Genomic DNA, 13,266 nt, shown 5'->3' with positions numbered 1-13,266 from the left:
CGTCCCCGCTTTAATAACGGCGAAGGTGGCGACCGTCCTCAACGTCCTTCTTACAACCGTGAAGGTGGTGACCGTCCGTATCGTCCCCGTTTCAATAACGGCGAAGGTGGCGGCTATCGCAGCAACAACGGCGGTGGAGGTTATCGTCCGAGATATAATAACGACCGTCAAGGAGGATATCGTCCTCGTCCGCGTACCGGCGATTATGATCCGAACGCTAAGTATAGCGTAAAGAAACAGATCGAGTACAAGGAACAGTTCGTTGATCCGAATGAACCGATTCGTCTGAATAAGTTCCTGGCTAACGCAGGTGTTTGCTCCCGTCGTGAGGCTGATGAATTTATCACAGCAGGTGTGGTTTCTGTAAACGGTGAAGTGGTAACGGAATTGGGTACGAAGATCAAACGTTCGGATGTGGTTAAGTTCCACGACGAACCGGTAAGCATTGAACGCAAGGTATATGTATTGCTGAATAAACCGAAAGATACCGTTACTACATCGGACGATCCGCAGGAACGCCGTACAGTAATGGATTTGGTGAAAGGCGCTTGCAACGAACGTATTTATCCGGTAGGACGTCTGGACCGTAACACGACTGGTGTACTGTTACTGACGAATGACGGTGATCTGGCTTCCAAGCTGACACACCCGAAATTCCTGAAGAAGAAAATTTATCATGTTCATCTGGACAAGAACCTGACTAAAGCAGATATGGAACAGATTGCAGCTGGTATCCAGTTGGAAGATGGCGAAATCCATGCAGATGCGATCAGCTATACAGATGATTTCAAGAAAGACCAGGTCGGTATCGAAATTCACTCCGGTAAGAACCGTATCGTTCGCCGTATTTTCGAATCACTGGGTTATAAAGTAGTAAAACTCGACCGTGTGTTCTTCGCCGGACTGACCAAAAAAGGTCTGCGTCGCGGAGACTGGCGTTACCTGTCGGAAGCAGAAGTAAACTACCTCCGCATGGGATCTTTTGAATGAAGAATTAAGAATTAAGAACGAAGAATTAAGAATTGAAAATGAGGAATGGAACATGAAGAATTATCAGGGCGTGTTTGCATAGCACAGCCAAATTCTTCATTTTTCATTCTTCATTCTTCATTAATCAAAGTAAGTTAAATGGAAAAGATTGGTAGAACAAAAATTGTTGACCTGTTGAAGCGCACAGATATTGGCGCTATGGTCAATGTGAAAGGATGGGTTCGCACCCGTAGAGGTAGCAAACAAGTAAACTTTATCGCACTGAATGACGGTTCTACAATAAATAATTTGCAGATCGTAGTAGATTTGGCTAATTTCGATGAAGAGATGCTGAAACTGATTACTACCGGCGCTTGTATCAGCGTGAACGGAGAAATGGTAGAATCAGTGGGTTCCGGACAGAAAGTGGAAGTACAGGCTCGTGAAATCGAAGTGCTGGGTACTTGCGATAATACATATCCATTACAGAAGAAAGGTCACTCTATGGAATTCTTGCGCGAGATTGCTCACTTGCGTCCGCGTACCAATACATTCGGTGCAGTGTTCCGCATCCGTCACAACATGGCGATTGCTATTCACAAGTTCTTCCATGAAAAGGGCTTCTTCTATTTCCATACGCCGATTATTACGGCTTCCGATTGTGAAGGTGCCGGACAGATGTTCCAGGTGACTACCATGAACCTGTATGACTTGAAGAAAGACGAGAGAGGTTCTATCTCATACGAAGATGATTTCTTCGGTAAGCAGGCAAGTCTGACTGTTTCCGGTCAGCTGGAAGGTGAGTTGGCAGCTACTGCTTTGGGATCTATCTACACATTCGGTCCTACGTTCCGTGCCGAAAACTCCAACACTCCCCGCCACTTGGCAGAGTTCTGGATGATTGAGCCGGAAGTGGCTTTCAACGACATTACAGACAACATGGACTTGGCAGAAGAGTTCATCAAATATTGTGTGAAATGGGCGTTGGATAACTGTGCGGATGATGTGAAGTTCCTGAACGATATGTTCGATAAAGGCTTGATTGAACGTCTGCAAGGTGTATTGAAAGATGATTTCGTACGTTTGCCTTATACAGACGGTATCAAGATTCTTGAAGAAGCTGTTGCAAAAGGACATAAGTTTGAATTCCCGGTTTACTGGGGCGTGGACCTGGCTTCCGAACACGAACGTTTCTTAGTGGAAGAACACTTCAAACGTCCGGTGATTCTGACTGACTATCCGAAGGAAATCAAGGCCTTCTATATGAAGCAGAACGAAGACGGTAAGACTGTACGTGCCATGGACGTTCTTTTCCCGAAAATTGGTGAAATTATCGGTGGTTCTGAACGTGAAGCCGACTATAACAAGCTGATGACCCGTATTGAAGAAATGCACATCCCGATGAAGGATATGTGGTGGTATCTGGATACCCGTAAGTTCGGTACTTGTCCTCACTCCGGTTTCGGATTAGGGTTCGAACGTCTGTTATTGTTTGTAACAGGTATGGCGAATATCCGTGACGTGATACCGTTCCCGCGTACACCAAGAAATGCTGATTTCTAATATTTCGGTATATTTATGTAAAACTCGCATAATCTTCAGGTTATGCGAGTTTTTTTATGCTCTGAATTGCTGTATTCTCAAAATAAATCTTTATATTTGGAAATACGCATTCGAGAGTGTTAACTAAAATAATACAACAATGAAAAAGCTCTATTTCTTTACCATGCTTTCAATAATGTTGTTAGCGGTAACAGGTGCGACGGCCCAGAAGAAAACCAAATTCAAAGCGGCCGATTTGAAAGGTATTTGGCAGCTCTGCCATTATGTATCCGAGTCTCCCGATGTTCCGGGAGCGTTGAAACCCAGTAATACATTTAAAGTATTGAGTGATGACGGACAAATCGTTAACTTTACCATTATTCCCGGTGCGGATGCAATTATTACTGGATATGGTACTTATAAACAACTCACGGACGATTCTTATAAGGAAAGCATCGAGAAGAACATTCATCTCCCGATGCTGGACAATCAGGACAATATTTTGGAATTTGAGATTAAAGACAATGATTATCTCCATCTGAAATATTTTATCAAGAATGATTTGAATGGAAATGAGTTGAACACCTGGTATTATGAAACCTGGAAGAGGGTGGAAATGCCGGCTAAATTTCCGGAAGATATTGTGAGATAGAAGAGCGCGTACTTTTGGGTGGAGGCACGGATTTTGCAAAAGGCTGCATAGTTGTTTGGTTATGCCTGACAACAGCTTATTTGGTAAAATCCGTGCCTGTTTTCTATAAAAGATAAAAACAAAGCACTTTTGGACAAAATCAAAGTCCGTAGAAATAGAAACAAAAATGAAAAAATAGATTTGCAAAGGGTTTGTCTGCGACTTGCTCTAACTTTGTTGCCAGTAATAGAATACAGTAACAAAATAAAGTGGAACAATGAAAAACAAACTTTTACTGGCGGTAGGGAGTATGGCGCTCCTGACTGCTTGCGATGCTTCAAAAGGAAATGAGATGGCATGGTTTGATCATGCAGTGAAAACATCGGGACATCAGTTGCTCTATATGGCAGAACAATTGAAGAATGAACCGGATACCGCCTGTTTTCCCCGTTCTATTAAAGAAGGAAAGTACAGACTGGAGCACCCCACAGATTGGACGAGTGGTTTCTATCCCGGTTCCATGTGGCTGGCATACGAGTTGACCGGTGATGAGGCTCTCGCAAAAGAGGCGCGTAAATATACGGACCGTCTGCAGGATATGCAATATTATACGGGTAATCACGATTTGGGTTTTATGATGTTTTGCAGTTATGGGCAGGGCATCCGTTTGAAACCGGAGCCAACGGACAGTTTGATTCTGATTCATTCTTCAGAAAGCTTGTGCTCCCGTTTTCGTCCGGAAGTCGGACTGATTCGTTCGTGGGATTTCGGCGATTGGAGTTATCCGGTGATTATTGATAATATGATGAACCTTGAAATGCTGTTCTGGGCTTCGGAGCAAACCAATAATCCGAAATATCGTGAAATAGCCATCTCTCATGCCGACAAAACGTTGAAGAATCACTTTCGGGAGGACATGACCTCCTACCATGTGGTGAGCTATCTGGCAGATAGCGGTGAGGTAGAGTCGAAAGGAACCTTTCAGGGATATGCCGATTCTTCTGCTTGGGCGCGTGGACAGGCTTGGGGAGTGTATGGTTATACCATGTGTTATCGCTTCACTAAGCAACAGAGCTATCTGGATGCCGCTCATAAAATAGCGCGGTTCATTATCGATCACCGTCCGTCCGAAAATGACTATGTACCTTATTGGGATTATGATGCTCCTAATATTCCGAATGAACCGCGGGATGCTTCTGCGGCTGCCGTAACAGCTTCTGCATTACTGGAGTTGAGTGGTTATGGCGACAAGAAACAAGGGGAAGAATATTTCCGTTATGCGGAGCATATCCTGAAACAGTTATCCTCTGATGATTATTTGGCCCAGGAAGGAGAAAATCATGGCTTCATCCTGTTACATTCGGTTGGCAGTTTCCCGCATGACAGTGAAATTGATACTCCGCTCAATTATGCTGATTATTATTATCTGGAAGCCTTGAAACGTTATAAAGATCTGAAAGAAAAATCAGAAAATCCGTCTTACTAACTTGAAGAGAAACCGTAAAAAATTTAAAGTTCAGGGCAACCGCATCTAAAATATGAATTTATAACTGTCGGACTTTGGCGCAGTTGTCCTGTTTTGAGCCGATGCCGGTCCTTTATATGAGTTAAAAAACGGGATTCATTTATCAGATTGAATTGAAAATACTTATCTTTACGATAAATTCTTCAATATTAGCTCATGAAAGACCGACATTTGCTATTTAGATACCTATTCGGATTAACCGTTTGCATTTTATTTTTTCCTTTGGCTGTATCGGCCGCCGACAGCTTCATCCATTTTAAGCGATTATCCGTAGATGACGGGCTGTCGCAAAATACTGTGCTCGCTCTGACACAAGATCATAATAATAAGATTTGGGTAGGCACCATAGACGGACTGAACTGGTATGAAGGTTCCCGCTTCGTTTCGTATTATAAAGCGCCGGATGATACGACCAGTCTGGCAAACAATCATGTCTATTCACTTCATACCGATTTGAAAGGTACGGTATGGGTAGGCACACAGGTCGGTTTATCCCGTTATAATATAGTAGGGAATAATTTCACCAATTATTCTTCACCGGACAATCAGCCGATGCAAGTATTGGCTATCGGAGAACCGGAGGAAGGCGACCGGCTTTTGCTTGCTACCAATATCGGTCTGGTGATTTTTGATAAAAAGACCGGGCGGATGAAAGTGCAGCCGGAACTTGCCGGAAAAACGATCTATTCTGTTTGCCGGATGAATGACGGTTTCCTGTTGGGAACTTCGGAAGGTGTCTATTTCTATTATGTACGCAACGAAAACGTGACCCGGCTTCTTCTCCAGTTGAAAGGAGAAACCATCTCCGATATGCTCTATGACGACAAAACCGGCAACTGTTGGCTGGCTTCATTGACAAACGGGGTGTATTGTGTGGATAACAACTTTCAAATAAAACATCATTATAACAAGCAAAATACTCCTGCTTATTTCCTTACGAACTCGGTCAGGACATTGTCCGGAGATGATAAAGGAAGGGTTTGGATAGGAACCATGGAAGGTTTGCTTATCCTTGAACCGGAGACGGGAACTTTCCGTATCTGTCGTTTTTCTCCTGAAGATCCGACTACCTTGGGCCATAATTCCATCCGTTCTATCTTGAAAGATAATCAAGGGGGAATGTGGATCGGTACATTTTACGGCGGGCTTAATTATTATCATCCTCTCGCTCCGGCATTCGGACGCTTGCAACATTCCGCCTGGAGGAATTCGTTAAGTGATAACACAGTGAGTTGTATTGCCGAAGACCCGGATAATGGCAATCTCTGGATTGGCACGAACGACGGCGGATTAAATTATTATAACCGGAAAACCGGAGTCTTTTCATATTACCGGACGGGTACTTCCGCCAATGCTTTAAAGTCGGACAATATAAAATGTATATGGACGGACAAGGATGGAAGTGTCTATATCGGCACTCATGGAGGGGGAATGAGTCGTCTGCATCACCGGAGTGGCAGGATAGAAACATATTCCTTTCCCCATTCTACTTCCCTGACTAACAGTTGTTACTCCTTATTGGACGGAACGGATGGAACGCTTTGGGTAGGCGGCATGAGCGGGCTTTACCTTTTCGACAAACAGACCGGCGAACTGTCACAGCATCCATTAGCTAAAAAGCATAAAAAGTTGGAGAATGTATTGATATATACCTTGTTTCGCGATTCAAAAGGAAGAATCTGGATTGGTACGGAAGAGAGCCTGTTTTTGTATGCCGGCGGGAAACTGGAAGAACTGCATCTTTCTTCTTCGGCTTATCTGCATGGGTTGATACAGGCTTTCTGTGTACAGGAGGATAGCCGTCATGAAATCTGGATCGGTTCTTCCACAGGATTATATTGCTATAAGGAAGGAGCACCGACTGCCTGGAAACACTATACGATGAAAGACGGTTTGCCAAATGACTTTATTTATAATATACTGGAAGATGAACGGGGGCGTTTATGGTTGACAACTAACAAGGGACTGGCTTGCTTTAATACGGAGGAGGGTACTTTCCTCAACTATACGAAGCAGGACGGATTGCCTCACGATCAGTTTAACTATTTCGGAGCTTGCAAAGCGCACGATGGTACATTCTTCCTGGGGTCTCTTGGGGGCGTTGCCTATTTCAAGCCATACGAATTGGGTGATAATCCATATTCCCCGGATGCGGTAGTGACAGGAGCCGTTGTCTTAAATCAGGTGATTACGGATATGAAAAGTGAACGGGTACGTTATTATCAGGACGAGCAAGGGCGGATGCTGGGTATGTCGTTCCCTTCCGATCAGAAACTTTTTAATATCCGGTTTGCCGTTATCAACTATTTGGCTGGCAAACGGAACCAGTTCGTTTACAAATTGGAAGGCTTTGAAACCGAGTGGAACTACTCCCGTCATGTTTCCTTTGCACGGGCAAGTTATTCCAATCTCCCGCCCGGTGAGTATGTGTTTAAGGTGAAGGCATGTAACAACAATGGAAAGTGGAGCGAGGCGACCACTGAATTTTTTGTGCATATCATTCCGATGTGGTATCAGACCTGGTGGGCAAAGACACTTTTCATCTTCTTTTCTGTAGGGCTTCTCGTCTTTGTGATCTATTTTTTTATTGCCCGTGCCAAAATGAAGATGCAAGTCCGGATCGAACAGATAGAACGAAACAAGATAGAAGAAATCAGTCAGGAGAAAGTACGTTTTTACATGAATATGTCTCATGAGTTGCATACTCCGTTGAGTCTGATACTGGCTCCGTTGGAGGAACTCTTGGGGCAGAGCAATCTGAAAGGAACTCCGGTACAGCAGAAACTGGATTACGTTTATAAGAACGGTCGTAAGTTGTTGCACATTGTCAACCAGTTGCTGGATTTCCGTAAAGCCGAAGCAGGTGCAATGCCCATTCATGTTGCGCAGGTGAATGTAGAAGGACTGTTGCAAGATGCTTTTGCTCTGTTTAAAGAAAATGCGCAGAAGCGTGCTATCAGCTTTCATATAAAATCCGATCTGGAAGGACGATTGTTTCCGGCGGACCGGACGTATGTAGAGACTATCTTGATGAACCTGTTGTCTAACGCCTTTAAGTTTACACCGGACGGCGGAAGTATTTCGCTTTCCTTATGGACAGAGGGAGATACCTATGGTTTCACGGTAAGAGATAGCGGAATCGGTATGTCTCCGGAACAGCTAACCCGCATTTTCGAACGTTTCTATCAGGTAGACGGTCAGCGAAAGGGGACGGGTATCGGGCTGTCATTGGTGAAGATGCTTGTAGAAAAGCATCACGGCACTATTATGGTAGCAAGCGAACCTGCTCAATATACCGAATTTAAAGTCACGCTACTTGCTGATATGGCTGCCTTCACGGAGAAAGAACGTGAATTGCCGGCACATGAAGTCGAAACATCTGCTTCTCTCCGGGAGCTTCCGGTGGCTGATGAATATTTCTCTGGCGATGCGTCGGCTGTGGTTTCAGAAGAGAAATCGGACGACGATCAGATAGAAGTCGGCAGTGAGGAAGAGCGTCCTACTATCTTGTTAGTAGATGACAATAAAGAGATGGTGGATTACCTGAAAGATAATTTCCGGCAGAACTATGTGACACTTACCGCCGGAAACGGCGAAGAAGCATTGGCTATTATGAAAGAGCATCGTGTGGATATTGTCCTTTCCGACGTGATGATGCCGGGTATTGACGGTATCAAACTTTGCCAGCTTATTAAACGAAATCTGCAAACCTGTCACATTCCCGTCCTGCTGTTGTCTGCCAAAGGAAGTGTCGATGCACAGACGGAAGGCATTCAGGCTGGGGCGGATGATTACATTGCCAAACCGTTCTCGATTCATTTATTGAAAGGAAAAATAGCTAATCAACTGAAAGCACGCCAACGGCTGAAACACTATTATTCGAATACGATTGATATAGATACTGCAAAAATGACTTCGAATAATCTGGATGAGGAATTTATGAGCAAAGCTATTCAGGTGGTAGAAGAAAATATCAGTAATGAAGATTTCACCTCTGATGAGTTGGCAAGCCAGCTTTGTATGAGCCGTTCGTCACTGTATCTCAAGATGAATTCCATATCCGGTGAACCGCCTGCCAACTTTATCCGGCGTATCCGTTTTAATAAAGCGTGTAAATTGTTGCTTGAAGGGCGTTACTCCATTTCGGAGATTAGCGGAATGGTAGGCTTCGGATCTTCTTCTTACTTCTCTACCAGTTTCAAGAAGTATGTCGGTTGTTTGCCATCGGAGTATGTGAAGCAGCACACTAAGTAATTGTTTTGCGGTTATGCATTTGTTCACCACAGAGGACGCGGAGGACACAGAGGTGCATCTTGTTCATGCCGGTACAGAAATGAATGAGAGTTTTTTGTCTACTATAAAGTTGAAAAACATAAAAACATCTGCCACCTGCAACCAAACGCGTGTAATACACTAGTTAATAAATAGTTGGAACGTTGCAGATACCTGCGGCAGATAGGTTGCAGATAAAGTATCTGCAACGCGTTATATAATCAAAGAAAAAGCCTTGATTCCTTTATGCAAAGCTATGGGATAATTGGGGTGACTCTATGGATAATTTGTGGTGTCTCTACGGAGAAACCACAGTATCCTTACGTAGAAACTGTAGTGTCCCGCCTTAGAAACTCTCGTTTCCTGCCGTGGAAACTGTAATTTCTAATGCCGGAAACGACAGTTCCCCGCCTGGAAACGGGAAGTTAATGTATACAATAAACTTTTGCCCTCCTGGAGAATTGGCTTATGCAAGGCTTATACTGTGTTGCAGATACTTTATCTGCAACCTATCTGCAACAGTATCTGCAACGATACAACTGTTTGTCAACTAGTGTATTACACGCGTTTGGTTGCAGGTGGCAGATGTTTTTATGTTTTTTCAACTTTATAGAGGAAGGATTACGCATCAAAATTAGGGTCACCACCGTAAGTCATAAACCAAATTCACCTCTGTGTCCTCCGCGTTCTCTGTGGTGAAAACCTAAACAAGAACTAACAACCTTCATTTTTCTATCAATTCCAGTCATTCCGTTTTGGGGGCTATTTTACCCTTTTACCCTCTTTGTAGCCTCCTGTAACGCTTGTTTTGGACGAATTTTAAGTTGAAATGAACGAAAACAAAGTCCTGTTAGACAGTATCAGAGAAGGAAGAAATGAATTGAAAGTTCCGTTTCGGACAGTTTATCTACATTTGCCTACAGAAAAACCAATCATTTGATATCATGAAAAAAGTATTATTGATTTCATTCGTAATCTTGTCTGTGGCTGCACAGATGACACATGCGCAAAAACAAGCAGTCATCAAGTTGACGGAAACAACGTTGATGCATGAAATGCGTGCCACTCCTTATCCTCTTGATAAAGCGGTGGTAAATGATCGTGCGGTTTCTTTCCAATGGCCGCTCCGTTCGGACATGAACTCGCAGGACAGTCCGTTGGATGGATTCGAACACAAAGTAAAGAAGGTAGATAAAACGAAGATTACCTATCGGTTACGTTATTCGCAGGATGCCGGATTGAAGTCCGGAGTTGTTCAGGTGGAAACTCGTTGGCCGTTCTATAATCCGGAACAACCGCTTGTGCCGGGGGTATGGTACTGGCAGTTCGGTTATGTAGAAAACGGACAAGTGACTTGGGGAAGCACACAGCAAGTCACCGTAGAAGATCGTCCGGGCAAATTTTGTCCGCCTTCATTGAAAACTGTGTTGGCAAAACTACCTGCCGACCATCCGCGTGTGTGGATCATGAAGAACGAATGGAAGGACTTTATAAATCACAGCAAACAAAAGGCAGAAAGACAATGGTATCTTGAGCGTGCAGATCAGGTACTTCAGACTCCAATGAAATCAGTGAAAGATATTAATGTCTCGCAGGTGAAGAACCTGAAGAACGAGATGCAGATAAATTCATACCTCACTCGTGAAAGCCGTCGCATCATCGATGCGGAAGAAGGCAATACCGAAGCATTGATACGGGCTTGGTTGCTGACGCAGGATACTAAATATGCTGACGAAGCCATCAAACGGGTATTTATCATGGCCGACTGGGATAAAGATAAGAATGTGAAAGGAGATTTTAATGCTTCTAGCTTATTGTCTCTCTGCTCTATGGCTTATGATTCTTTCTACGACCGGTTGAATACATCACAAAAGAAAGCATTGCTGGAAGCCATCAAAAATAAAGGTGGTGAAATGTATGAGAACTTTAATAACCGGATGGAGAACCACATCGCCGACAATCATGTGTGGCAGATGACACTTCGCATCCTTACAATGGCGGCATTCAGTGTGTATGGCGATCTGCCCGAAGCCAACACATGGGTGGATTACTGCTATAACGTATGGTTGGCACGTTTCCCGGGATTGAACAAAGACGGTGGCTGGCACAATGGCGATTCTTACTTTACGGTCAACACCCGTACATTAGTAGAAGTGCCTTACTATTATAGCAAACTGACCGGTTACGACTTCTTTTCCGATCCTTGGTATCAGGGAAATATCATGTATACCATCTTCCAGCAACCTCCTTTTTCCAAATCCGGAGGAAACGGAAGTTCGCATCAGAATGTGGGACGTCCAAACAGTATCCGTATAGGATATTTGGATGCGCTGGCACGCCTTACCGGAAACACTTATGCCGCTGATTTCGTACACCGCACATTGAAAGTGGAACCGGATTATATGAAGAAAGCCTTATTGAGTAAGCCCGGTGATCTTGCCTGGTTCCGCCTGCAATGTGATAAACCTCTGCCGGAAGGTGAAGGATTGACTGCACTCCCTGCAGGATACGTCTTCCCCGCAACAGGACTTGCCTCTTTCCAGACGAACTGGGATAGAGTAGGCGGAAATGCGATGTGGAGTTTCCGGTCAAGCCCTTATGGTTCTACCTCTCATGCACTTGCCAATCAGAATGCTTTCAATACGTTCTATGGTGGAAAACCATTATTTTACAGTAGCGGACACCACATTGAGTTTACCGACGTACATAGTATGTTGTGCCATCGTGCCACACGTGCTCACAATACGATTCTGGTGAACGGTATGGGACAACGTATCGGTACGGAAGGATATGGATGGATTCCCCGTTATTATGCCAGCGAGAAGATCGGGTATGTGCTGGGTGATGCTTCCAATGCTTACGGAAAAGTGATTTCACCGCTTTGGCTGACACGCGGCGAACAGTCGGAGGTGCATTATACACCCGAAAATGGCTGGGATGAGAATCATGTGAAAACTTTCCGCCGTCACATTGTCAATTTGGGAAAGACAGGACTCATCTTTATCTATGACGAACTAGTGGCAGACGAACCTGTAAACTGGAGTTATTTGCTGCATACCACAGAAAATCCCATGACAGTGGATAAATCGAATCATCGCTTCGTGCATATTCAAGCCACGAACCGCGGAGGAGCATCAGACGCTTATCTTTTCTCCACCGGAACATTGCAGACTGATACAACGAGCCGTTTTTTCTATCCGGCAGTCAACTGGCTACGTGCTGATGACAAAGGGGTGTTCAAGAAGTATCCTAATCACTGGCATTTCACCGCTACATCGGAAAAGGCACAAGTATATCGTTTTGCCACTGTCATCAATACACATGCACTGAAATATCCTGCCAAAGATCCCGAAATCTTGTCCGACGGACGTATCAAAGTAGGCGGATGGCTGATTAGTGTAAACCTGAAATCCGACGGTGCTCCTTCATTCTTTATCCGCAGCACTCAAGAGAAGGTGAATATCACTTATAAAGGTGAAGCTACTGTCATCAATGAGGATGGGTACGAAACGGTAATGAGGGATACAGTGCCCGAACTGGAAATCTAATCAATGAACATGAAAGATACGAATATATGAGACGCTCTACTTTTAATATGAGAACTATATGTCTGTTGGCTGCATTATCGGGCATAACCGTCCTGCCGGCACAGACTCCCGGTAAACCCCGTGTACAGACTTCGGCAGCTCCGGAGGAAACTACGGTTTACAAGTCCGGCGGAAAAAAGCAGGAAACAGCAGTTGCGACTTCTTCAAAAAAGGAGGAGGATAAACGCCAATCCGGCAAAGAGAATACAGGAAAGAAAGCGGCTGCCTTTGATGGTCAACGCTATCTGGCACTGAAAACGAATGTAATATATGATGCTTGTGCTTTGCTGAACCTTGCCGTGGAAATGCAGGTGCATAAAAAGATCACGGTAGAGTTGCCATTGACTTGCAGTTTGTGGGACTTGGGAGATAAGCGTGGCGTGCGTATGGTAGCATTGCAACCTGAAGCCCGCTGGTGGATAGGAAATGAGACAGGACGGGGACACTTTGTCGGACTACACGCCCACGTGGCATGGTTTAACGTAAAGTGGAACGATGACCGTTATCAAGATACTGATCGTCCGCTGTTGGGAGCCGGAATAAGCTACGGTTACAAACTCCCTCTTTCCAAACACTGGGGAGCGGAATTTAATCTGGGAGTGGGATATGCCAACATGAAGTATAACACCTATTATAATGTAGACAACGGCGCACTGCTGGATACGCGTGTCCGTCATTACTGGGGGATAACCCGTGTGGGAGCATCGTTGGTCTACCGCTTCTAACCTTAGATAGGAACA

The 13,266-nt window shown here is 44.5% G+C and carries 7 protein-coding genes; all 7 read left to right on the top strand.

The window, feature by feature from the left end; all coding sequences use genetic code 11:
- Positions 1 to 990: pseudouridine synthase (locus tag DXA05_RS15310; protein WP_128859349.1), on the top strand; the 990-nt coding region annotated here is incomplete at its 5' end.
- A gap of 138 nt (positions 991 to 1,128) precedes the next feature.
- Positions 1,129 to 2,532: an asparagine--tRNA ligase gene (gene asnS, locus DXA05_RS15305; RefSeq protein ID WP_117512916.1), complete on the top strand. Its 1,404-nt coding sequence runs from the start codon at positions 1,129 to 1,131 to the stop codon at positions 2,530 to 2,532.
- Between the two features lie 139 nt (positions 2,533 to 2,671).
- On the top strand, positions 2,672 to 3,163 hold the full coding sequence (locus DXA05_RS15300) for a DUF4488 domain-containing protein (protein WP_004305582.1): 492 nt from the start codon (positions 2,672 to 2,674) through the stop codon (positions 3,161 to 3,163).
- A 256-nt stretch (positions 3,164 to 3,419) separates the two neighbouring features.
- On the top strand, positions 3,420 to 4,628 hold the full coding sequence (locus DXA05_RS15295; protein ID WP_128859348.1) for a glycoside hydrolase family 88 protein: 1,209 nt from the start codon (positions 3,420 to 3,422) through the stop codon (positions 4,626 to 4,628).
- A gap of 195 nt (positions 4,629 to 4,823) precedes the next feature.
- Complete coding sequence (locus DXA05_RS15290) at positions 4,824 to 8,921, top strand: hybrid sensor histidine kinase/response regulator transcription factor (RefSeq protein ID WP_128859347.1); 4,098 nt, start codon at positions 4,824 to 4,826, stop codon at positions 8,919 to 8,921.
- Between the two features lie 962 nt (positions 8,922 to 9,883).
- The gene (locus tag DXA05_RS15280) at positions 9,884 to 12,487 is read left to right on the top strand and encodes a DUF4962 domain-containing protein (RefSeq protein ID WP_128859346.1); all 2,604 of its coding nucleotides are present in this window, start codon (positions 9,884 to 9,886) and stop codon (positions 12,485 to 12,487) included.
- Between the two features lie 26 nt (positions 12,488 to 12,513).
- Positions 12,514 to 13,251: a DUF3575 domain-containing protein gene (locus DXA05_RS15275; protein WP_128859345.1), complete on the top strand. Its 738-nt coding sequence runs from the start codon at positions 12,514 to 12,516 to the stop codon at positions 13,249 to 13,251.
- The last annotated feature ends 15 nt before the right edge of the window (positions 13,252 to 13,266 follow it).

Origin of the sequence: Bacteroides sp. AM54-2NS (assembly GCF_003602935.1) — a bacterium.
Classification (GTDB): Bacteria; Bacteroidota; Bacteroidia; order Bacteroidales; family Bacteroidaceae; genus Bacteroides; species Bacteroides xylanisolvens.
The sequence above is the reverse complement of the archived record's forward strand: the minus strand, read 5'-3'. Positions and strand labels throughout refer to the sequence as shown.